This window comes from Chryseobacterium edaphi (assembly GCF_025628985.1).
Classification (GTDB): Bacteria; Bacteroidota; Bacteroidia; order Flavobacteriales; family Weeksellaceae; genus Chryseobacterium; species Chryseobacterium edaphi.
Map to the genome: position 1 here is coordinate 102747 of NZ_JAOTEM010000003.1, position 23065 is coordinate 125811.

A 23065-nucleotide genomic window follows, 5' to 3' on the forward strand; every position below is an offset into this window, starting at 1 on the left:
TAGCTATCTTACAGGCGTTCTAAACTCACCATATCCAAGCAAACCATCATAATTTCTTCCGAAAGGTTTATAGTACAAAAATGCCTGATAAAGATTTTCTGTCTGCCAGAAATTCCCGTTAACTTCACCAAAATTTAAAGCGCCATTCGCTTCTCTTGTAGCAAGAATATAATTGTAGAAACCTTGTTTCAGGAAAATCTTAGCAACATACTTCTTCTGTTCTGCATCATAGAGCATCTGAGATTCTTTGTTTGCTTTAAAATCATTAAATCCTCCCAAAACATACAATTCTTTTTCAATCGGATCAGAATCCAAAGAAAAATACACCCATGAATAATCTGCTTCTCTTTCAGCATTTCTTTCTAATCCCAAATCATTTCTTCGATAATAAAAAGCTCCATTCACGTCTGGCTGATACTGATAATTCAGCGGATACGCCCAAACCGGATGAAGATAAGTATTATTAACGCCGTCTTTCAATCCTGTTTCGTATACCATATCTGCAGGCATATTCATATTTTTATTATCGAAATAATAAAATTCATTATTTCCCGGAAATACAATACTCATCTGCTGAAATAAAATCTGACTTCCTAATGTTGAACTTGGTTTCAGATTGGTAATCTTCATGTTCTGATTATTGTTCTGCATGACGTTCAGCGTCATAGAATTTACATTCGAAGAAAGATCTCCACCTTTTGAAGTTACCTGTACTTCTACTCTTTGGTTGGCATTGGGATTTCTTGCGTCCGCAATTCTTGAAATATTGAGAGTCAAATTAGCCTGATCTTCTACCAAAGAAAATCTCTTGGTGAAAAGTGGTTTATCCACAGAATCTTTATAAATAATGATTTCAAAGTTTCCTGAAATTTTCGGTTTGATTTTATCATTAGGAAATTTTAAAGTGTAATGCGTATAAGCCTGAATCGTATTAAATGAATATTGAAACTGATCCAAAAGCGCATTCATGCTTCCGTTGGCAATCTCTGTAAAGAACAGATTATCATCCTGCCAGTTTCTGTCGTAATGTTTCAGAGTATACCGGTAAACAGTACTGGAATTTGTTAAATCATCGAAACTCAACACCAATTGCTGATTCATATTGATAACCGGCGTTTCGTCATTGGTTTGAGGATTAAACAACTGAATACTTTGTATGTTCTGAGCAAAAGCCAAAGAACCTAAACTGAGTAAAAATATCTGCAACGTTTTCATTATGACGAAGATAACGAATCTCTAAAGAATATTGTATTTTTGATAAAAAAATATTCAGAATATGTTTCAAATACAGGCCTTCGTCTTCAATTTTGCGAGTGAAAATACTTATGTTCTTTTTAATGAAAATAAAAATGCCTGGCTGATCGATCCGGGAAATATGAATGAGCAGGAAACTACTGCCATCGCAAATTTCATCAAAGAAAATGATTTAAAAATTGTAAAAATTATTTTAACTCATGCTCATATTGATCACGTTTTAGGCTTACAATGGGCTTTCGACACGTATAAAGTTCCGGTAACGATGCATGAAGATGATAAAGAAGTTTTGGATATGTTTCAGATCAGCGGAATGAGATTCGGATTTGATCTCGATCATATCAATGTTGATTTAGAATACGTAAACGAAGGTGATATATTGGATTTTGACGGAGAAAAATTTAAAATTTATCACGTTCCGGGACATTCTCCGGGAAGTGTAGTTTACCATAATGAAAATCAGAAATTTATCATTTCTGGTGATGTTTTATTTGAAGGAAGCATCGGAAGAACAGATTTATATAAAGGAAATTACGAGCAATTAATTGAAGGGATCAAAACAAAACTTTTTGTCTTGGATGAAGAAACACAGATTTTTTCAGGACACGGAAATCCTACTAAAATTGGTTTTGAGAAGCAGTATAACCCGTTTTTAAAGTAAATGGTGGAGATATTTTTCTAAATTTAAAAATAGGATTTCTAACACAAAGTTTGTCATTCCGGAGGAATCCAAATCTCGAAAATAATAAAAGCAATACGTGTTGAGATTCTTCCGGAATAACAAAGCGAGTGATTATAATTTAAAAACAAAAACCGTCAGAAAAATCTGACGGTTTTATCAATTTATTTAAAATACTAACCCTTAGAAGTCTAGAGTAATTGAAGCTCTCACAGCTGCACCCATGATCGGTCTTGCCATAATCGTTCCGTCTCCCGATGGAGATCCTGCTCTTGGATCACCTTCTGTAATTCCGATGGTGTTGAAGATATTCGTTCCATCAACTGCAAATCTGATTTTCCCTAACTGATAAGAGGTTCCTGCTCCAAACTCACTAAATGCAGGTAAAGTCTGAACATTTAACTGGTCCTGAAAACGCTCTCCGTAATAATTATAGCTTACATAAGTTCTCCATTCTTTAGTTATGTTAACTGCAGGAGAAATATTGAAGTACAATTTTGGCATTCTTCTTACCGTATTTCCTTCCAAAAGACTACTACCGCTAAGTCCTGTATATTTAGGATTCTGAATAGTTCCATTGAAACTAACCTCAACAAGATTATTAAAAAAACGTGCAAATCCTTCGATCTCTACCCCGTAGTTTTCGGTATCGGCGAATGTATTTTCAGAAGATCCGTTAGAGAATACATCTGTAAATGAAAGGTTTTTAAGTGTAGAATAGAATGGAATCACACCAATATCAAAATTACGGGTGTAATATTTATAACCTACTTCAAACTGATTTGTGGTAACAGGTTTTAAAGGCTGATCAGGATTTACTGTTGTAAAGTAGTTGTAGTATGCTTCTTCATTCGGAGATCTGAAACCGTGAGAAAAACGTGCATAAACTGCATTATTTGTATTAATCTTGTAATTTGCAGCTAAAGTGGAAGAAAGTTTATCAATATCATACTTCCAATAAGAATATTTATTTCCCAAAACGCTCATATTATCATCCGCAGTCGTTGTTGCAAAACTATGAGTTCCGTCTGTTGTCAATCCAGAGTTATTAAGATTCCCTGTAGTTGTGTTTACAGAATATCCTTTGTAAAAATCTCTGCTGTAACGGATTCCTGCGTTCAAGATTAAATTATCGGTGATATTTAAATCTAAATTTGCATAAAGATCATTCAAACTTCCCTGAACCTGAGATTCTCTTAACAGGAAAGACATATCTGTAACACCATTATACGTCTTAGAGTAACCTGTAGAAGTTGGAGCTAAAGAAGTATCAACTAAATTAAGTAATTCAGGTTTATCTGTAGCTGTTGCAAGAACATTGCTCCAGTTCCAATATTGGTTTGATCTCCAGTTTGATTTATAAAAACCTGCTGTAACGGTTCCTTTGTCAAACTTGTAATTGAACTGTAAATCGTTAACGAAATTATTCATCTTTTTATCAATTGCCCAAAAACCTAATTCCTGAACGTAAGCAGGATTTACCAATTGTCCGCTGCTCACTAAAGAATATTGGAAATTATTTCCCGCAATTCCATTGTCATTTGCAAATTTATTTCCTGCTTGAGGTCCTCCTGCAGGGAAAATACCTGTGTAATTTAGATTAATATTTGTGTATCTAGTTTTATTAGTAACACTGAAATTATCTCCTAAATCATATTTAAATTCTGCACCTACAACATCAACTTTCGGGTGAATTCCGTCTTCCAGATTTCTTTTAAAGAAACCACCTCCTGCTTGAGGAATATTTAACTGACTGATATTTCTGTAGCTGTATGTTCCATAATTTGCATCAAAGCCCGGGAATTCTTTTAAATCATTTCCGTTTTGTGTTAAAGGAATTGGTAAATAGAATGTATTTCTGTCGTCCAACTTTTTGTAATATACTTTAGCATAACCTTTGTCAAAAACATATTTCAGATTCATTCTTATTTGTCCTCCGTTATTTGCTTTAAAATCAGTTTTTCTGATACCGTCATCCGTTCTGTAAAAACCACCAACGTTGAAGAATAATTTATCCTGAATTAATGCTCCTCCAAGATTCACATCAGTACGCATCAAACCATATGTACTTGTTTCTAATTTTGCAGTTCCTTTGAAATCATTTCCGCCTTCTTTAGTAATAAAGTTGATTAAACCTCCAGGAGAATTGGTCGCAAAAATAGAACCTGAACCACCTCTCAAAGCTTCTAATCTGCTTACAGAATTATCTACACGAAAGAAATTATCTGCATTTGCGAATTGTAAAGCTCCGTCTTCAAAAACCGGCAAACCATCTTCCTGAACCTGTACAAATTCGTAAGCTCCCGCAGACGGAATACCTCTTGCGAAAAGGTTATTCCCTACTTCACCTCCTGAAGTTTCAACAGCAAAACCGGGAACTCTCTGCAATAACGCAGCGGCACTGATCGGGTTTTGTTTCTGAATTTCTTTTGCAGTAAAAGTTGAAATCGCCGTACTAGATTCAATTTTTGCTTTTGGTCGGGAGTTACCCGTGATAACTACCTGATCAATAGATGCTGTTCTTGTAGAATCCTGAACGGTTTCCTGAGCATACGTGTTGTTAAAATAAAACGTTGCAATACCTGTAAGCAACAGAATTGATTTTTTTTTCATAGCGTTTTGACTTTATTATATGTTAGTTTTGTTTTAATCTTAAATAGACTCCGTTTGTCCAGCCAAACCCGTCCTGATTGGGATATTCTCCACCACCGGCAATGGTTTCTGTATCTAGAGCATTATATTTTTCCATCAGTTTTCCAGTATTATTGTAGACTCTTTCTACATTTGAGCACCAGTTGTTTTTTATTTTTTCAGCTAAATCATCAAAACCATAATTTTTTGAAGATAGAAATCCTAACCATTGATAAGGCGCCCATGCATTCGGAAAATCCCATTGCTGTCCCGAGTTTTTGGTTGTCGTAACAATTCCTCCCTGGTAAAGAAATTTCTCTTCAATCTTTTCTATTACTGCTTTTGCCTGACCCAAATTTGCCAACTTTAAAAATAAAGGGTAAAGTGTAGCAATACTCTCCGATGAGGTTTGCTGATGATTTTTTATATGATAATCTCTGTAGATTTTTCCTTCTGCATCCCAAAAATATTGATCGATTCCCTTTTTTCTGTTCCCTGCTCTCTGACTGTAATATTCTTGCTTTTCTGAAAGGTTTTGTAGCTCCGAAGTTTTAGCTAAGGTTTTTTCCAAATGCCATAAAAGACAATTCAGATCTACCTGAGCAAGATTTAAAGTTTCAATGGTCTGAATTGTCTCTCCGTCTGCAAACCATCTGCTAGAAAAATCCCAACCCGATTCACATGCAGCTCTTACATTTCTGTAAAAATCTTCACCTGCGGGTTCTTGGTAATCTTCAATATCAATTAAATAACTTTCAGGACGTGGGGTGTTTTCAGCATCATAATATCTGTTTAAAGTCGATCCTTCTTTTGTTTTGACAACTCTTTTGGTTGCAGAATCATTTTCTAAGCCTGCTTCTCCATCCATCCAGAATTGATATTCCTTTTCGAGAGTGTCATAATACTTACTGTAGATTTCTCCATCATTTGTGCTTTCAGCAAGTAAATCAAGCATTATAGAAAAGTAAGGTGGCTGTGAGCGGCTCAGAAAATGGGTTCTGCTTGCATTCGGTACAAATCCGAAAGTCTGAATAAGGTATGAGCAATTCTCAACAATATTTTCCATCATTTTAATTCGTCCGGAAACCTGCAATCCCAGCATTACATAATAACTGTCCCAATAAAAAAATTCATTAAAACGACCTCCGGGAACGATGTATGGTTTTGGAAGTTTCATAAGCGTGCCTTTTTCTTCGGGAGCCGTTCTGGTCAATTCATCCCAAAGTTTTTCAATATGCTGGTCAATGGGTAATTGTTCATATCTTTCGATGGTAATTTTAGTTCCTAAAAAATCGAAATTTGATAAAACGAAAGATTTCAGATCAAAATCCTCATTATTTTTTTCTTTCTCATATTTTTCATTGATTTCCGAAATAGGAAATAAAGGAACCGCATCTGTCATCGTCTTCTGATCTTCAAAAATTTTTGATCTTTGAACATCGTCAAACAAAGACTCAATATCTTTTATATATAATTGATTACTCATTATTTTTTAGGATTTATTTTTAATTTACTCATGATAATTGCCGAAACAAATAGCAAAGTCAAAGGAATCAGTGACAGATAAAACGCCTCTTGTCCGCTGAATTCCTGAAAGACAAAACCAGTAATAATTGACCCGATTGTTCCTCCGATTGCAGAGAAAACCACTATCAATCCGGACATTGCACTATGTAAATATTTCGGAATTGAAGCCAGAATCACCGAATTGATACTTGGATAAATTGGCGCCAGCAAACCTCCCATTAATGGAAAAAGGTAAACAACCAATGGTGCATTTAGCCAGTTTGTACCTGCGCTAATTAAAATATTATGTGTTAAAGGTAAAACCAATAAAATACTGATTGCAAAACCAACTACACAAAAGGAAACAACGTAGATCCAGCTGAATTTCTTTGAGAAAAACCCTGACAAGAATCTTCCTAAAGCAAACGCTCCCGCTAATACTGCACCCGCCTGAATGCTCATCGAAGTAGGAACTTTTAGAATTTCTTTATAAAAAGTCGGCGTCCAGGTCTGGAAACTTTGTTCAACCAAAACGAATAAGAAAGCACACAGTAAAAAGAATAAAACTTTTTTGTAGCTGAATAAACTGATGCTGTTTTTAATATCTCCAAGCAAACTCGTCTGTTCACTTTTAGCTTCATTCTCATTCAATTTAGAAAAGAAAAGAAACAGGAAAGACAAAACCGAAAGACCTCCCAAAACCCAATAAACATTCAGCCATTCTGTAGATTTAGGATTATTATCGTCCATAAAAAGACTGAAAAGCACATTTCCCATCAAAACCCCAACCATGAAAAACCCTTCTAGAAATCCCATAAAGCTGGAGTGTTCTTTGTCAGTTTCTGTAATCAAACCTATTGAGGTAAAAACTGAAATTTTAATTAAAGCAAAAGAAATCCCGACGATCGCAAATAATAATTTGAAAAACCAAAACTCATTCGCAAATGGCATTACAAAACACATGCAGCTTACCAGAAAAAGTGCGATCAACATTGAGTTTTTAATTCCTATTTTGGGTAAGAAAGATGCTAAAATAAATGAGCAAATTGCAATCGGAAGATCTTTAAAACCTTCCAGAACACTTGCCTGAGATTTTGAAATTCCGAAGTTTTGCTGCATCTGCAAAATCACGGTCCCAACAGAATTGAGAAGAATTGCAAAGACGAAATAATTTAAAAACAAAACTGCTTTTATATTGAAATTTTTCATGGAGTTAATTTCTTGGTGTCTAAGATAGAAGCATTTCACTTAACGTTAATTTAACATAGTAAATCAATATTTGAACTATATTAATATAATTACTATTTTTAAGGCTTAAATAACATTAATTAAATGAAAGTTACTTTTGAGAGAGTGATTCCCGATGAAAAGAGTTCTTTTCGTACAATCCACAATACTGCGCCCATTTCAGAATTCAAATGGGAGTATCATTATCACCCCGAAATTGAGCTTGTCTGTGTGATTTCCGGGAGCGGAACCCGTCATGTTGGTTATCATAAAAGCAATTATACCAATGGAGATTTAGTATTGATCGGTTCAAATATTCCACATTCAGGATTTGGTTTAAATTCGATTGACCCTCACGAAGAAATCGTTTTACAGTTTAAGGAAGATATTCTACAGTTTCCCGAACAGGAATCTGAAGCGAGGTCTATCAAAAGTCTTCTGGAACTTTCCAAATTTGGAATTTTGTATGATACCGATATTAAGGCTAAGCTTCTTCCAAAGCTAAAACAAATGCTGAAATCAGAAGGCTATAAAAGGTATTTATTGCTTTTGGAAATACTTTTTGAGCTTTCAAAATGTGAAGAGTTTGAGCTGCTGAATCAGGAAATCATGCCTTACACAATCATTGCAAAAAATAAAACAAGATTACAGAATATTTTTACTTATGTTGAGCATAATTACGATAAAGATATTGATATTGATGATGTTGCTAAGTTGGCAAATTTGACTCTACCCGCCTTTTGCAATTTTTTTAAAAAAGCTACTCAAATCACTTTCACCGAATTTGTGAATCGTTATAGAATCAATAAAGCCTGTCTTTTGATGACTCAGGACAAAACCATCTCCGAATGCAGCTACAGTTGTGGTTTTAATAATGTGACGTACTTCAACAGAATGTTTAAAAAATATACTGAGAAAACACCTTCAGAGTTTATTAAAAATTACTCCCACAAGAAAGTGAGTGTAGAATTGAAGGTTGAAACTAAAATTAAAGCTACATTTTTAGAATAAAAAAAGCTGTCCAAAAAGTGGACAGCTTAATATATTTAAATAATTAAAAATCATTTCCATTTAATATTGCAACCCATACTTGGACATTGAATTTCTTCCTGTGGCTCACCTATTAAAAGATTTTCAAAAGCAATAATCAAATCTTCACCCGTCACTTCTTTATGATTTCCCGGTCTTGAATCATCCATCTGACCTCTGTAAATTAGGTCTAATTTATCATCAAAGAAAAAGAAATCCGGCGTACAAGCGGCATCATAAGCTTTTGCGATTGCCTGACTTTCATCGTATAAATAAGGAAAATCAAAATTTCTTTCGATCTGAAACTCAATCATTTTTTCCGGAGAATCTGCAGGATATTTTTCGACATTATTTGAATTGATCGCAATAAATTCAATCCCTGCTTCATTATAGTCTTCATACAATTCTGTCAGCTTATCGATAACATGAAGTACAAACGGACAATGATTGCACATAAAAATCACCAAAGTACCTTTTTCGCCTTTCAGATCATCCAATGACTGAACTTCATTGCTTTTTGAAGGATTCGGAAGTTCAAAAAAAGGTGCTTTTGTACCTAATGCCAACATATTTGAGGGAGTATTCATATCTTTTTATTTTGTCGACAAAGATAAAGATTCTTTTAATAGTTACTAAAACAATAATCTGATTGAGTTAGACTATTTAATCTATTAATTTTTACTATAATTGAAAATAATTTCCTCGAACTCCCATGCAGTCAGCAAACGGCAAAGTATCTAGCTCTTCAAAGTCTTTCATTGTAAGTTAAATTTCAAAAATTATTTGCTTTGTATAGTTAAATGTTTGTAGTTTTGCTAACACTGTTAGTAATATAAAATCATGGGTTTACATGAACGTCGTCAAAGAGAAAAAGAATCTATCCGTGCAAATATTTTGCAGGCAGCATTCACTTTGGCTAAAACTGATGGTTGGGCTTCGCTTTCTATCCGTAAAATTGCAGATGCTATTGAGTACAGTGCGCCCGTAGTTTATGATCACTTTGAAAATAAAGAAGCTATTTTGTATGAAATTTCTATCAACGGGTTTCACTGTCTGCAAATAGAATTACTAAAAGCACAAAAAAAACACGAAACTCCAGAAGATCAACTGACTGCAATTGTAGATGCTTATTGGAATTTTGCTTTCAAAAACAAAGAATATTACCAGTTGATGTTTGGTTTGGGAATGCAATGCAGCGGAAAAGGTTTGATGAAAGAAGAATTTTCATCTTTCCAGGATATGATTTTTGACTGTACTTATGAGATTATCAAGAAAAAAGGTTCAAATGAAGACAATGCTTGTCACTCTTCTCACGCTTTGTTTTCAGCAGTTCACGGATTGATTTCAATTATGATGATGAGAAATGACGATATTCCTTCTACAATGAATAAAACAACTTTGGACGAAACGGTTTCGGCTTTTATTAAATCTCTGTAAATTTTTTTTGAACTAAAAATTAACACCGTTAGGAAAAGTAACATAGAATAATTAACATTATTCAATTAATATAAAAATAAAAAACTTTAAAATGAAACATAACTTCTTTACATTATTTCTGGCAATTTTTTTTCCTTATCATTAACACTGTTAAGAAAAATAACACGCAAAACAACTCAACCAAAATTATATTAAAAATTGTAACCATGAAAATGACACATTAATTCAACATTAAAAATGTTTTATTTTTTTAACCAAAACTTAACACCGTTAGAAAATATTACATCAATTAAATTAAAAACAACATTACTCAATCTAACATTTTTTTTAAAATAAACTAAAATGAAAATAACAGCAAAAACAAGGATTATTGTACTTATATCGAGTATTATTCTTTTACAAAGTTGTACTAAAGCGGCAGAAGGTACAAACGCCGCACCACCTGCACCAGAATTACCAGTATACACTGTAATTACTTCTCCTGCTACAGTTTATCAGGAATTTCCAACTGCATTGGAAGGAAAAAATAATGTAGAAATAAGATCACAAGTTGACGGATATTTGGATAGAATTTATGTAGAAGAAGGTGCTTATGTAAGAGCCGGACAAGCTTTATTCAAAATAGATTCAAGAGCTTACGGAGAGCAAATGAATATGGCCAATGCCAATTTACAGGTTGCCAATGCCAATATTCAGAAAGCTAAAGTGGAAGTTGACAGACTTCAGCCATTGGTAGCTGCAAAAGTAGTTTCTGATGTACAACTGAGAACTGCAAAAGCGAATTATGCAGCAGCAGTCGCAGCAGGATCACAGGCAAAAGCTTCAGTTGGCGGAGCCCGAATCAACGTAGGATTTACAACCATTACTGCGCCAGTAAGCGGCTACATTGGAAGAATTCCTTACAAAAAAGGAAGTTTGATTTCAAGAACAGATGCCAATCCGTTGACCATGTTATCAGACATCAGTGAAATTTATGCTTACTTCTCTTTAAGTGAACTGGATTTTATCGGTTTCCAGAAAAAATATCCAGGAGCAACGTTAAGCGAAAAACTGAAAAATATGCCGATGGTAGATTTGGTCATCGCCGACAATAGTACCTATCCCGAAAAAGGAAAAATGAGTATTGTGGATGGACAGTTTGACAAAACCACAGGAGCCATCAGCGTTCGTGCAGTTTTCCCAAATCCGAACGGAACTTTGAGAACAGGAAACACGGGAAGAGTCCGTATGCCTCAGTTATTTGCCAACACGCTTGTGATTCCACAGGAAGCTACTTTCGAAATACAGGATAAAATCTACGTTTACGTTGTTGGAAAAGATAAAAAAGTAACCGGAAAACCAATCACCATCTCAGGAAAAACAGACAGCTATTATTTTATTTCTGAAGGACTGGTGGCAGGTGACCAAATTGTGTTCACAGGAATCGGAGCGTTGAAAGATGGGGTTACCATTCAGCCAAAGGCGATTTCTTCTGACAGTTTACTTAAAGCAAAACCATTGTAAAACAGCTTTTTTGCTTCTGGCTTTCAATTCAATATTTAATAATATTATTTCTGAAGCATTATTTTTTTAGCCAGTGGCCAAAGGCTAATCGCTATTAGCAACCTAAAATTAAACTTCTTATGTTAAAAAAATTCATAGATAGACCGGTACTTTCTACGGTTATCTCCATTATACTATTGCTGTTGGGAGCGATGTCGGTTTTTAACCTGCCGATAACGCTGTTTCCCGATATTGCACCGCCGAGCGTTCAGGTGACGGCATTTTATCCGGGAGCAAATGCAGAAGTTGTTGCCCGTTCCGTGGCCGTTCCAATTGAGGAAGCGGTGAACGGTGTTGAGAACATGACGTACATGACTTCCAACTCAAGTAACGACGGATCCATGACTTTGAGTGTGTTTTTCAAACAGGGTTCAGATCCGGATAACGCAGCGGTGAATGTTCAAAACCGTGTTTCCAAAGCGATGAGTCAGCTTCCGCAGGAGGTTGTACAGGCGGGAATTTCCACGCAGAAAGTTCAGAACAGTATGATTATGTTTATGGGATTATCAAGTGAAGATCCGAAACAATACGATGAACTTTTCCTGCAGAATTATTTGAAAATCAACGTCATTCCTCAAATACAGCGTATTCCGGGTGTTGCGCAGGCACAGGTTTTCGGAACGAGAGATTATTCCATGAGACTTTGGCTGAAGCCAGACCGTTTGGCTGCCAACAATCTTTCTCCACAGGAAGTTCTGGCAGCGGTAAAAGATCACAATCTTGAAGCTGCTCCTGGTCGTTTAGGACAGGGAAGCAAGGAAACTTACGAATATATTCTAAAATATAAAGGTAAATTAAACAAAAATGCAGACTACGAAAACATTGCAATCAAATCAAACAGTGACGGTTCGTTTTTAAGATTAAAAGATGTTGCAAGAGTAGAATTCGGTTCTTACACCTACACCGCAGCCAACAGAATGGACGGTAAACCTGTCGCAGGTTTTGCCATTTTACAGACAGCAGGTTCAAATGCAAATGAAATCTTAACTGCTATTGAAAAGCAGATTGAAGAAATGAAAACTACCTTACCTAAAGGAGTTGAGCCTATCATCATGTACAATTCGAAAGACTTTTTGGATGCGTCAATTCATCAGGTTGTAGAAACACTGGTCATTGCATTTATTCTCGTTTTTATTGTGGTGTATATTTTTCTTCAGGATTTCAGGTCTACATTAATTCCAGCGATTGCAGTTCCGGTGGCGATTGTCGGCACATTTTTCTTCCTGCAGATGTTTGGTTTCAGTATCAACATGTTGACATTGTTTGCATTGGTTTTAGCCATCGGAATTGTGGTGGATGACGCGATTGTCGTTGTGGAAGCCGTCCATTCAAAAATGGAACAGACAGGAATGCCGGTCGAGCAGGCAACCACAAACTCAATGAGCGAAATTTCAGGAGCGATTATTTCGATTACGCTGGTGATGTGTGCGGTGTTTATTCCGGTTGGTTTTATGCAGGGTCCGGCGGGAGTTTTCTACAGACAGTTTGCCTTTACTTTGGTGATCGCAATTTTGATTTCAGCCGTTAATGCATTGACTTTAAGTCCGGCGTTATGTGCTTTATTATTAAATGATCCTCAGGGAGAACACAGCGAACATGGTCAGAAAAAAGGTTTTGGAGCGAAGTTTTTCAATGCTTTCAACAAAAGCTTTAATAACATGACCAGAAAATACATTTACAGCCTTAAATTTTTAATTAAAAATAAATGGGTTGCCGTTACAGGTCTTGCATTGATCACAGCGGCAAGTGTTTTCTTAATCAATAAAGCGCCGACAGGATTTATTCCAACAGAAGATCAGGGGTTTGTTCTGTATGCAGTAAATACGCCTCCTGGAAGTTCATTGGACAGAACCCACAGAGCCACAGAGCAGATTGATAAAATAATCAATGGTGAGAAAGCCAAAAATCACCTTTGGGTAGCCGACGGAATGAATTTTATCAGTAATTCAAACGCATCACCTTATGCTGCAGGTTTTATTAAGCTTAAAGACTTTGAAGACCGTGGCGAAGTAAAAGATCCCGACCAGATTGCAGCAGCCCTGACAGGAAAAGTAGCTCAGGTAAAAGACGCCAACGCATTCTTCTTCAACTTCCCGACAGTACAGGGTTTTGGTAACGTTTCAGGGTTTGAATTTATGCTTCAGGATAAAACGAACGGCTCTTTTGAACAGTTGGGAACCACTACTCAGACATTTATCGGAGAATTGATGAAACGTCCTGAAATTGCTTTTGCCTTTACAACGTACGCAGCAGGAAATCCTCAGTACACGATTGATGTGGATACAGATAAAGCCAATCAGCTCGGAGTTTCTGTAACTGAATTGATGCAGACCATGCAGATTTATTATGGAAGCAGCTTCGTTTCAGATTTCAACAGATTTGGGAAATACTACAGAGTAATGGCTCAGGCAGATATTGCTTACCGTAACGATGCAGATTCAATGGAAGGAATTTATGTTAAAAATAAAACCGGAGAAATGGTTCCTGTAAAGACTCTGGTTACTTTAAAAAGAACTTTCGGACCGGAAACGGTTTCAAGAAACAACTTATTCAACGCCGTGACCATCAACGGAACTCCGAAACCTGGTTACAGTACCGGTGACGCGATCAAAGCGGTAGAAGAAGTTGCCCAAAAATCACTTCCTCGTGGATACGGTTATGAATGGACAGGAATTACCCGTGAAGAAATCAAAACCGGCGGACAGACTGCTTTTGTATTTATGCTAAGTATTTTGTTTGTGTATTTCTTACTGGCTGCTCAGTATGAAAGTTATATCCTTCCGTTTGCTGTTATTTTGACCATTCCAACAGGGATTTTCGGAGTATTTGCTTTCACAGGATTGGCTGGAATTGATAATAACATTTACGTTCAGGTTGGTTTAATCATGCTCGTCGGATTGTTAGCGAAAAATGCGATTCTGATTGTCGAGTTTGCTGTTCAAAGAAGAAAAGCAGGAAAATCATTGATTGAATCTGCTCTACAGGCTTCAAGATTACGTTTGAGACCAATTCTGATGACTTCATTTGCTTTCATTATCGGTATGCTTCCATTGGTTTGGACGCAAGGTGCCGCAGCAAAAGGAAATCACTCTATCGGAATCAGTACCGTTGGTGGAATGTTTACAGGAGTTGTTTTCGGGATTTTCATCATTCCGGTGATGTACGTCATCTTCCAGTATTTACATGAAAAAATGCCGAGCAGAAAGACTAAAAGAATTCAAAGACAAAAACTGGAAGAGGAACTTTTAGCATCAGCACATTAATAATAAATGATTAACAAAACTTTGAGAATGTTTTAACCACAAAAGTCACAAAAGATTGCACAATTACTATAAGTTAAAATGTTTGAAAACAAAAGACCAAATAAGTTTTTAAAAGCAAACATCTGTGTAAATCTGTGAGATCTGTGGGAAAGTAAAAGCAAAATATTTTCTCCTGTTATAGACAGTTTTGCTTACACTCAAAGTTTTGTGATCAATTTAAATATCCTATTTATGAAACGAGTAAAAAATATAATTATCGCTTTTGGGATTGCATTAGGTGCCGTCTCCTGTGTGCCGAAACTGGCCTATCAGGAAACGAAACCCGAACTTCCCGAAACTTTCAAATACACCGCAACCGCCGACACAGCAAGTGTTGCCAACCTTCAGTGGAAACAGTTTTTCAATGATCCGATTTTACAGGATTTGATTGAAAAAGGAATTAAAAATAATTACGATTTACAGATTGCCTTAAAACAGGTTGCTTCCTCACAGGAAAGGCTGAAGCAGGCAAAATATCTTCAGTATCCTGATATTGGTTTCGGAGTTTCTGCGCAGATTTCAAAACCTTCTAAGAACAGTATGAATGGGCAGAGCTTAAATTTATTTTTAGGTCAGAGTCATGTTGAAGATTATAATGCAGCATTCAATTTATCCTGGGAAGCTGATATTTGGGGTAAAATAAAAAACCAGCAGGAAGTTTCAAAAATGCAGTATCTGCAGACTTATGAAGCGACTAAAGCAATTCAGACACAGGTAGTTGCGGCGATTGCTCAGGGTTATTACAATCTGTTGATGCTCGACAAACAGCTGCAGATTGCAAAATCAAATTTAGAATTAAGCGCCAACACGCTTTCTCTCACAGAAAAATTGTGGCAAAGCGGTGATACGACTTCATTGGGAGTTCAGCAGGCAACCGCTCAAAAGCAATCAACAGAACTCTTGATTACTCAACTGGAACAGAATATCGCGATTCAGGAAAATGCGCTGAGTATTTTGGTTGGTGAAAATCCAGATAAAGTAGACAGAACCATTGAAATGTCTGACACTTCATTGCCACAGGATATTTCCGCCGGACTTCCGGCTGCGATGGTGAGTCGCCGTCCCGATGTCCGTCAGCAGGAATTGGTTTTATTGGAATCCAATTCAATCGTAGGAATTGCTCAGGCAAACATGTATCCTTCATTGAAAATTACAGCTGCCGGTGGCGTAAATTCTTTTAAAATTGACAACTGGTTTTCAATTCCGGCTTCATTGTTCGGTTCTGTTTTAGGAGGATTGACTCAGCCTATTTTCCAGAAAAGACAGTTAAAAACAGATTTAAATGTTGCTAAAATTCAAAGAGAGAAAAACGTTTTGGCGTTCCGTCAGTCTGTTTTGAATGCAGTAGGCGAAGTTTCTGATGCACTGGTTTCCAACGAAAGCTTAAAAGTTCAGGAACAAAAAGCCAGCGAACAGGTAACAACATTAAAAAATGGAATTAAAAGTGCCGAAATGCTGTACAAAGGCGGTATGGCCAATTACTTAGAAGTGATTACCGCTCAGGGTAATTCTTTACAGGCTGAACTGAATCTTGCGTCTGTAAAAAGACAGAGATTAAGCAGCATTGTCGATTTGTACAGAGCTTTAGGTGGCGGATGGAAGTAGTAAATTAATTATATTGTTTGAAGTGCGGTCTCAAGGGATCGCATTTTTTGTTTGAATAAATTTTGAACCATTAAGGATTAATGAAGGAGTTAAGAAATATTAAGTTGAGCTACGCTTTTAGTTTCAATGCTTTTAAAAATCTATTTGATTTTTTCTTAATTCAACTTAACTTCTTAATAAAAATCTTAATGGTTAAAATTTAAACGCAAAGTTTTAATCAACAGATGTGTAATTTTAAGAGGGAGCAAAGATTGGAACCAATAAATTGATTCTGACGAAGCAACTGCCTTAGGCGACTTGTCGCCACTCTTTGCTCCTTAAAAATGATACAGTTTTTAGGTAAATCTTTGCGATAAAATAAAAATCAGATTGAAGTTTTAGAATCAAGATATTCAATCAACCCATTAAAATCTTCCTCCGAATAACCCACTTCTATATAATGAATATTATCCTCCTTTCTATACCAAGTCAGTTGGCGTTTCGCAAATCTTCTCGAGTTTTTCTTGATTTCAGAAACCGCAAAAGCCAAATCCCATTCACCATCAAAATATTTAAAAAGCTCCGAATAACCGACCGTATTCAGTGACGCCAGATTTCTTCCTTCCTGAGATTTTCTTAATTCATCTAGATTTTTCGCCTCATCGAGCAAGCCACTTTCCATCATTTTATCAACACGCAGATTGATTCTTTCGTAAACCGTTTCCCGGGGCGCTTCAATACCGATTCTTATTGTTTTGAACTTCCTCGGATTTTTGTCATGAGAAATATTTTCAGAATATGTTTTTCCGGTTTGCCAAATAACATCAATCGCCCGCAACAACCTTCTCTGATTGTGAATATCTACGTTTTCGTAATATTCCGGATCTAAATCTTTCAGCATTTCCTGAAGTTTTTCAATTCCTTCAGTTTTCCAAATGTTTTCCAGTTTTTCCTGATTTTCTTCGTTAGCTTCAGGCAAATCATTTAATCCTTCAATCACTGCTTTCTCATACATCATACTTCCGCCAACCATAATGACAATATCGTATTTTTCAAAAAGCCGATCCAATAATTCCAAAGAATCATGCTCAAACTGACCGATAGAATAATAATCTTTTACCGAAAGCTGTCCGATAAAATGATGTTTTGCCTGCGAAAGTTCATCTTCCGAAGGTGCAGCCGTTCCGATTTTCATTTCACTGAAAAACTGTCGGGAATCACAGGAAATAATTTCTGTATTAAAATGCTTGGCAAGCTCAATAGCAAGTTTGGTTTTGCCAATTCCGGTGGTGCCTACAACTGAAATCAGGGTTTTCATGGAATGATGGATGTTTGATGATAGATGTCTGAGTATGATGAATAATTTGCAGCAAGAATCTCAAATTTCAAACCTCAAATTTCGAATCAATTTTTAAATGTGCTAAATTAAATGTTTATCTTTGTACGACAATAAAAAACTATGATTTTATCAATGACCGGCTTCGGTAGAGCCGAAGGTGTTTTTGAAGGAAAGAAAATTTCGATCGATATTAAATCACTGAACAGCAAGAGCTTTGATTTAAACATCAAAATTCCTTTACGTTACAAAGAAAAAGAATTTGAAGTAAGAAAAATTCTGAACGATAGAATCATCCGCGGAAAGGTAGATTGCTATATCAATATTGAGAATCTTGAAGAAACGAATGATGTGAAAATCAACAGAAGTCTGATCGATTCTTACATGAATGAGCTTAAAAATATCGCTTCTGACGGACCGGATTTTGAATATCTTAAAATGGCAGTTAGACTTCCTGATGCGATCACTTCAAGACCAGACGAATTAACTGAAGGTGAATGGGAAGCTTTGGCGAAAATCGTAAACAATGCGGTAGATAAGTTTCAGGATTTCAGAAAAACTGAAGGGAAAATTCTTCATGAAGAACTGGAAAGAAACATCAGAAATATTGATAAATCTCTGGCAGAAGTTGTTCCTTATGAGCAGGTGAGAATTGATGCTGTGAAAGAACGTTACATGAAAACTTTAAAAGAGTTTGAGAACGTTGACGAAACAAGATTCTATCAGGAAATGGCTTATTTTACTGAAAAATTAGATATTCAGGAAGAAAAAGTGAGACTTTCACAACATCTGAAATACTATTCTGAAGTAATGGAAAATGAAGATTTTAACGGAAAAAAACTAGGTTTTATTTCGCAGGAAATCGGAAGAGAAATCAACACTTTAGGTTCAAAAGCCAATCACGCTGAGATTCAGAAATTAGTCGTGATGATGAAAGATGATTTGGAAAAAATTAAAGAGCAAACATTAAACGTACTTTAAATTCAAGGTTCAAGGTTTAAAATTCAAGTCTAACCAACTTTGGATTTTACAGTTTGAGATGAATTTTAAATTTTAAATTTTAAATTTTGAATCAAAGAGTTATCATATTTTCAGCGCCGTCGGGAAGCGGGAAGACAACATTGGTAAAACATTCTCTGGAGGCGATTCCGGAACTGGAGTTTTCCATTTCTTGCACGACGAGACAGCCGAGAGGAAGTGAAATTCATGCCATTGATTATCACTTTATTTCGCCGGATGAATTCAGACAGAAAATTGCTGAAGAAGCTTTTGTGGAATTTGAAGAAGTGTACACCGATAAATATTACGGAACTCTGAAATCTGAGGTCGAAAAGATCTGGAATCAGGGAAAAGTTGTTATTTTTGATGTAGACGTAAAAGGCGGAATTTCATTAAAAAAATATTTTGGTGAAAAAGCATTGTCCATTTTCATTGAACCACCTTCGATTGCCGAGTTGGAACGGAGATTGATTTCAAGAAACACCGATGATGCCGAAACCATCAAAACCCGCGTGGAAAAAGCCGAAGAAGAGCTTACCTACGCAATAGAATTTGACCAGATCGTCATCAACAGCGATTTGAATCAAGCAAAAATAGAAATAGAAAGTTTAATAAAAAGTTTTATTGGAAAGTAAAGACTGGAAGTTGGAAGAAGGATGATGGAAGTTTGATTCGTTAAAAAAACAAATTCAATCACAACTAACCTCTTATTTCTTACTTTTAATTTTGATAAAATAAAAACACAGGTCGACATGAGCACCGAAACATTAGAAAAAGCTAAATCTACACTTCCTGTAAAAGGATTTTTAGATTTAAAAGATATTGCAATTCCTCAAGGAGAAGATTTAGTAAAAGCCATTCTCCAACTGAAAGAAGAAAAAAATGCCGTCATTTTAGCGCATTATTACCAACCTGGAGAGATTCAGGATATTGCTGATTTCTTGGGAGATTCTCTTCAATTGGCAAGACAGGCAAAAGATACCGACGCCGACATGATTGTATTCTGCGGAGTACATTTTATGGCTGAAGCTGCAAAAATCCTGAATCCGACGAAGAAAGTTGTTCTTCCAGATACAATGGCTGGATGTTCTTTGGCAGACGGATGTTCTGGTGAAGGTTTGAGAAAAATGCGTGAGCAGCATCCAAACGCTTTAATCGCAACGTACATCAACTGTAACGCCGAAACGAAGGCAGAAAGCGACATCATTGTAACCAGTTCAAACGCTGAAACTGTAATTGAAGCTTTGCCAACTGACAGACCGATTATTTTCGCTCCGGATAAAAATTTAGGAAGATATTTATCTAAAAAAACTGGTCGTGATATGATTCTTTGGGACGGAAGCTGCATTGTACACGAAGCTTTCTCTATGGAAAGAATCGCACAGCAATTGGCAGATAATCCTGATGCAAAAATGATTGCACACCCGGAAAGTGAAGAAGCAGTTTTAAAATTGGCTCATTTCATAGGTTCGACGTCTGCTTTGTTGAATTTTGTTGAACAAGATGACTGTCAGAAATTCATTATCGCAACTGAGGAAGGAATTCTTCACGAAATGAGAAAGCGTGCACCACATAAAGAACTGATTCCTGCTTTGGTTTTCGACGAAAGCTGTAACTGCTCAGAATGTTTTTACATGAAGAGAAACACAATGGAAAAACTGTACCTGTGTATGAAATACGAACTTCCGGAAATCATCATTGAAGAAGAGCTTCGGTTGAGAGCACTGAAGCCGATTGAGGCAATGCTCGATCTTTCGAAAAGCATCAAATAAATTTCAAAGCGGGTTTTTTACTCGCTTTTTTAATTATAAATTTACCAGCCTGCTTTGTCATTCCGTAGGAATCTAGACAGAAATTTAAACTGTTTTGTTTAAATTTCTACAAATGACAATTAATATGAATTACAGAAAAGCAGTTTGGGAATTTCAAATAAAAAAATCATGAGCAAAATATTTTTAGAAGACGTAAAAATCTACGCTTACCACGGCGTTCTTCCCGAAGAAAACATTATCGGGACGTACTATATTTTAAATGCAGAAATTCATACAGATTTGTGGGATGCTGCGGTTTCTGATGATTTGAATGACACGATCAGCTATGCAGATATCAATGAAATCATTCATGATGAAATGAAGGTTAAATCTAAACTGCTCGAGCATGTTGCCGGAAGAATTATTACGAAAATCAGCGAAAAATTCAATCAGATTTCTTACATTAAACTGAGAATTACCAAAACCAGTCCGCCAATGAAGGGTGAAATGAAAGGCGCGAGCATTGAATTGGAGAAAAGTTTTTTATTAGGCAGAACTACAGAAAATGAGTAATTTTCATTTTTAAAAAATCAAACCACAGTGAAGTTATTTAAAATGTTCTTTCTATTGATTTCTATTGGTATTTTTGGTCAAACCAAAACTTCCGGAGATGCGATTTATAATTTTCCGAAAATAAAATCGAGCATTACAATGCCGGTCACTATTCCGTTGTCGGAAATTAGCAATATGATTAATGCCTCAGTGAAAGATTTGATTTTTCAGGATGATTCTTTTTCAGATAACGACAATGATCAATTTAAAGTAAAAGTCTGGAAGACAAGACCAATTCGTCTGGTAGGAAGCTCCAATGAAAGTCTGAACATTGAAGTTCCGCTAAAAATCTGGGCACAGAAAGGCATCGGAACACTGGGAGTGTATTCGTATCAGGAAACTACTTTTGAAACGGTGATGTATTTTAAAACTACGTTAGATTTTAAGAACAATTGGACAGTAAGTACTTTTACTCAGCCGATGGGTTTTAAATGGGTGAAAAAACCAGTTTTAGATTTTGGCAAAATTCAAATCCCAATTACTTCTCTAGTCGAAAAAAGCCTGAAAGAACAACAATATAATTTCTGTAAAACAATCGATCAGCAAATGGCATCACAGTTGAATTTCCAGCAATATGCAGTTTTGGCTTGGAATGCTTTTTCGCAACCTTTTAATATTTCAGAAGAATATAATACATGGCTGAAAATCACACCAATCAACGTCAATATTAGTCCTTTAAAATTCTATGGAAATGAAATTGATACCAATATCGGTATTGATATTTTCTCGGAAACTTATACTGGAACAAAACCAGAAGCTTCGCAGCCTGCAAAAGCAATAATGAATTTTAATTTTATTCCACTCTTAGCCGATCAGTTTGTATTACAGACAACCGCAAACATTCCATTCTCGGAAGCAACGAATATCGCCAAAAAAACTTTTCTCAATAAAGAATTTGACATTAGAGATTCAAAAGTAAAAATCACAGACATCAAAGTATACGGCGAAGCAAACCGGATTATGATAGAAGCCGAAACAGAAGGCTACGTAAAAGGAACGGCTTTTATTTCAGGAGTTCCTGTTTATGATGAAATGAAAAGAAAAATTGTACTTTCAGATACAAAATTTAAGCTTAAAACAGCCAACATTCTCCAGAAGTTAGCCACTTCCCTTTTCAAAGGAAAAATCGTAAAAATGATCGAAGACGAATATGGAATTCCTACCTCTGAACTGGAAACTACATCTAAAAAAAGTATTGAAGAAGCATTTAATAAAGAATATTACAAAGGTCTGAAAATGACAGGCAAAGTATCTAATCTGAAGCCGCATCAAATTCTGCTGAATGATTCCGGAATTACGGCTGTAATTGACACCAATGCGAATTTGAGATTTACGCTGAAAGGATTTTAATAAAAATTAAATAACATAGCTATGAAAAAACATTTAAAAATTATAGAAGATAACAAAGCTTCAAAAGGAATTAGGTTTGCCAATTTTATAATTGACAGAATTGTTATTTACATCATATTTTTTCTTTTCGGAGCATTTTCACTATTAGTATATGAAATTTTCAACATTGAGTTTTTTCTAAATATTACAAATAAAATGGCTACGGCAAGTAGACTTCAAGATATTCTAATAACAACAGCAGTTTATCTTTTGTACGTTTTTTTAATGGAATATTTTACAAAAGGAAGAACAGTAGGAAAATATATTACAGGAACGAAAGTAATGAGTTTGGATGGCTCAAATCCTACTTTTCAGGAATATTTAATCAGAACAGTTTCCAGAATTGTTCCTTTCGATGCGCTTTCTTTTTTCGGGGAAAATGGATGGCATGATACATGGAGCGACACAAGAGTAATTAATATTAAAAACTATAAAGCTGAAAGACAGCGTAAAAGCGATATTGACAACATCGGAATTAAAGAAACAGCATAAAAAATTTGGATCAAATTTAAATTTTAGTATATTTGCACCACTTAAAACGGTGCTTTGGCCGAGCGGCTAGGCAGTGGTCTGCAACACCATCTACAGCGGTTCGAATCCGCTAGGCACCTCAAAAACTCTAGTCTTTTTTGATTAGAGTTTTTTTATTCTAAATATTACGATTTTGATGTTTAGTTCTTGATTCTTCTTGGATAACAGTATCTTTTATAATGTGGCTGATCAAAATTATAATACCAAAATCTTGATTTATTATGACGTCTTGCGACTATAAAATACATAATTGAGA

18 protein-coding genes and 1 tRNA gene are annotated in these 23065 nt (G+C 35.6%); 13 read left to right on the forward strand and 6 right to left on the reverse strand.

From position 1 onward, the window contains the following. Window positions 1-3 precede the first annotated feature (3 nt). Window positions 4-1215, reverse strand: coding sequence for a type IX secretion system plug protein (locus NZ698_RS12795; RefSeq protein WP_263003534.1), 1212 nt, complete (start codon window positions 1213-1215; stop codon window positions 4-6). Between the two features lie 61 nt (window positions 1216-1276). On the opposite strand from NZ698_RS12795, the gene NZ698_RS12800 reads away from it, so the two are divergent. Further along, complete coding sequence (locus tag NZ698_RS12800) at window positions 1277-1915, forward strand: MBL fold metallo-hydrolase (protein ID WP_263003535.1); 639 nt, start codon at window positions 1277-1279, stop codon at window positions 1913-1915. Between the two features lie 201 nt (window positions 1916-2116). Here NZ698_RS12800 and NZ698_RS12805 read toward each other — a convergent pair whose 3' ends face one another. The 3 genes from NZ698_RS12805 to NZ698_RS12815 are packed head-to-tail and all read right to left on the reverse strand — an operon-like array spanning window position 2117 to window position 7279. Further along, window positions 2117-4546: a TonB-dependent receptor gene (locus NZ698_RS12805; RefSeq protein WP_263003536.1), complete on the reverse strand. Its 2430-nt coding sequence runs from the start codon at window positions 4544-4546 to the stop codon at window positions 2117-2119. Between the two features lie 22 nt (window positions 4547-4568). After that, window positions 4569-6050 carry a trehalase family glycosidase gene (locus NZ698_RS12810; protein ID WP_263003538.1) on the reverse strand — a complete coding sequence of 494 codons (1482 nt, stop codon included), beginning with the start codon at window positions 6048-6050 and terminating at the stop codon, window positions 4569-4571. Further along, window positions 6050-7279: an MFS transporter gene (locus NZ698_RS12815; RefSeq protein WP_263003540.1), complete on the reverse strand. Its 1230-nt coding sequence runs from the start codon at window positions 7277-7279 to the stop codon at window positions 6050-6052. Before NZ698_RS12815 ends, NZ698_RS12810 begins: the two co-directional genes overlap by 1 nt. A gap of 123 nt (window positions 7280-7402) precedes the next feature. Here NZ698_RS12815 and NZ698_RS12820 point away from each other — a divergent pair, with 123 nt between their 5' ends. Further along, complete coding sequence (locus tag NZ698_RS12820; protein ID WP_263003542.1) at window positions 7403-8308, forward strand: AraC family transcriptional regulator; 906 nt, start codon at window positions 7403-7405, stop codon at window positions 8306-8308. A 50-nt stretch (window positions 8309-8358) separates the two neighbouring features. Here NZ698_RS12820 and NZ698_RS12825 read toward each other — a convergent pair whose 3' ends face one another. Continuing rightward, window positions 8359-8913, reverse strand: coding sequence for a thioredoxin family protein (locus NZ698_RS12825; protein ID WP_263003543.1), 555 nt, complete (start codon window positions 8911-8913; stop codon window positions 8359-8361). A 253-nt stretch (window positions 8914-9166) separates the two neighbouring features. Here NZ698_RS12825 and NZ698_RS12830 point away from each other — a divergent pair, with 253 nt between their 5' ends. From NZ698_RS12830 to NZ698_RS12845, 4 genes are all read left to right on the forward strand, one after another. Then, a complete protein-coding gene (locus tag NZ698_RS12830) occupies window positions 9167-9763 on the forward strand; it encodes a TetR/AcrR family transcriptional regulator (RefSeq protein ID WP_263003544.1) in 597 nt (198 codons plus the stop codon). A gap of 342 nt (window positions 9764-10105) precedes the next feature. After that, a complete protein-coding gene (locus tag NZ698_RS12835) occupies window positions 10106-11266 on the forward strand; it encodes an efflux RND transporter periplasmic adaptor subunit (protein ID WP_263003545.1) in 1161 nt (386 codons plus the stop codon). 119 nt (window positions 11267-11385) lie between these two features. Beyond that, window positions 11386-14568: an efflux RND transporter permease subunit gene (locus NZ698_RS12840; RefSeq protein WP_263003547.1), complete on the forward strand. Its 3183-nt coding sequence runs from the start codon at window positions 11386-11388 to the stop codon at window positions 14566-14568. Window positions 14569-14799: 231 nt separating this feature from the next. Beyond that, window positions 14800-16212 (forward strand): efflux transporter outer membrane subunit, encoded by a 1413-nt coding sequence (locus NZ698_RS12845; protein ID WP_263003549.1) that lies wholly within the window; start codon window positions 14800-14802, stop codon window positions 16210-16212. A gap of 364 nt (window positions 16213-16576) precedes the next feature. Here the strand turns inward: NZ698_RS12845 and miaA are convergent, their stop codons facing one another. Then, the gene (gene miaA, locus NZ698_RS12850) at window positions 16577-17509 is read right to left on the reverse strand and encodes a tRNA (adenosine(37)-N6)-dimethylallyltransferase MiaA (RefSeq protein ID WP_263003551.1); all 933 of its coding nucleotides are present in this window, start codon (window positions 17507-17509) and stop codon (window positions 16577-16579) included. 141 nt (window positions 17510-17650) lie between these two features. Between miaA and NZ698_RS12855 the strand changes: the two genes are divergently transcribed. The 7 genes from NZ698_RS12855 to NZ698_RS12885 all read left to right on the forward strand — a co-directional run bounded on the left by NZ698_RS12855 (window position 17651) and on the right by NZ698_RS12885 (window position 22889). Next, window positions 17651-18508 (forward strand): YicC family protein, encoded by an 858-nt coding sequence (locus tag NZ698_RS12855; RefSeq protein ID WP_263003553.1) that lies wholly within the window; start codon window positions 17651-17653, stop codon window positions 18506-18508. A gap of 86 nt (window positions 18509-18594) precedes the next feature. Beyond that, window positions 18595-19161, forward strand: coding sequence for a guanylate kinase (gene gmk / locus NZ698_RS12860; protein WP_263003554.1), 567 nt, complete (start codon window positions 18595-18597; stop codon window positions 19159-19161). A 117-nt stretch (window positions 19162-19278) separates the two neighbouring features. Continuing rightward, window positions 19279-20298, forward strand: coding sequence for a quinolinate synthase NadA (nadA, locus tag NZ698_RS12865; protein WP_263003556.1), 1020 nt, complete (start codon window positions 19279-19281; stop codon window positions 20296-20298). Window positions 20299-20463: 165 nt separating this feature from the next. Beyond that, complete coding sequence (gene folB, locus NZ698_RS12870; protein WP_263003914.1) at window positions 20464-20850, forward strand: dihydroneopterin aldolase; 387 nt, start codon at window positions 20464-20466, stop codon at window positions 20848-20850. Window positions 20851-20892: 42 nt separating this feature from the next. Beyond that, on the forward strand, window positions 20893-22239 hold the full coding sequence (locus tag NZ698_RS12875; protein ID WP_263003557.1) for a DUF4403 family protein: 1347 nt from the start codon (window positions 20893-20895) through the stop codon (window positions 22237-22239). Between the two features lie 21 nt (window positions 22240-22260). Further along, window positions 22261-22770 (forward strand): RDD family protein, encoded by a 510-nt coding sequence (locus tag NZ698_RS12880; protein ID WP_263003559.1) that lies wholly within the window; start codon window positions 22261-22263, stop codon window positions 22768-22770. Between the two features lie 48 nt (window positions 22771-22818). After that, window positions 22819-22889 (forward strand) — tRNA-Cys (locus NZ698_RS12885). Window positions 22890-23065: the final 176 nt, after the last annotated feature.

Bases quoted from the DNA above. Each gene is read 5' to 3' on its own strand.
- NZ698_RS12795 (WP_263003534.1), bottom strand. From the start codon at position 1,215: ATGAAAACGTTGCAGATATTTTTACTCAGTTTAGGTTCTTTGGCTTTT.
- NZ698_RS12800 (WP_263003535.1), top strand. From the start codon at position 1,277: ATGTTTCAAATACAGGCCTTCGTCTTCAATTTTGCGAGTGAAAATACT.
- NZ698_RS12805 (WP_263003536.1), bottom strand. From the start codon at position 4,546: ATGAAAAAAAAATCAATTCTGTTGCTTACAGGTATTGCAACGTTTTAT.
- NZ698_RS12810 (WP_263003538.1), bottom strand. From the start codon at position 6,050: ATGAGTAATCAATTATATATAAAAGATATTGAGTCTTTGTTTGACGAT.
- NZ698_RS12815 (WP_263003540.1), bottom strand. From the start codon at position 7,279: ATGAAAAATTTCAATATAAAAGCAGTTTTGTTTTTAAATTATTTCGTC.
- NZ698_RS12820 (WP_263003542.1), top strand. From the start codon at position 7,403: ATGAAAGTTACTTTTGAGAGAGTGATTCCCGATGAAAAGAGTTCTTTT.
- NZ698_RS12825 (WP_263003543.1), bottom strand. From the start codon at position 8,913: ATGAATACTCCCTCAAATATGTTGGCATTAGGTACAAAAGCACCTTTT.
- NZ698_RS12830 (WP_263003544.1), top strand. From the start codon at position 9,167: ATGGGTTTACATGAACGTCGTCAAAGAGAAAAAGAATCTATCCGTGCA.
- NZ698_RS12835 (WP_263003545.1), top strand. From the start codon at position 10,106: ATGAAAATAACAGCAAAAACAAGGATTATTGTACTTATATCGAGTATT.
- NZ698_RS12840 (WP_263003547.1), top strand. From the start codon at position 11,386: ATGTTAAAAAAATTCATAGATAGACCGGTACTTTCTACGGTTATCTCC.
- NZ698_RS12845 (WP_263003549.1), top strand. From the start codon at position 14,800: ATGAAACGAGTAAAAAATATAATTATCGCTTTTGGGATTGCATTAGGT.
- miaA (WP_263003551.1), bottom strand. From the start codon at position 17,509: ATGAAAACCCTGATTTCAGTTGTAGGCACCACCGGAATTGGCAAAACC.
- NZ698_RS12855 (WP_263003553.1), top strand. From the start codon at position 17,651: ATGATTTTATCAATGACCGGCTTCGGTAGAGCCGAAGGTGTTTTTGAA.
- nadA (WP_263003556.1), top strand. From the start codon at position 19,279: ATGAGCACCGAAACATTAGAAAAAGCTAAATCTACACTTCCTGTAAAA.
- NZ698_RS12875 (WP_263003557.1), top strand. From the start codon at position 20,893: ATGTTCTTTCTATTGATTTCTATTGGTATTTTTGGTCAAACCAAAACT.
- NZ698_RS12880 (WP_263003559.1), top strand. From the start codon at position 22,261: ATGAAAAAACATTTAAAAATTATAGAAGATAACAAAGCTTCAAAAGGA.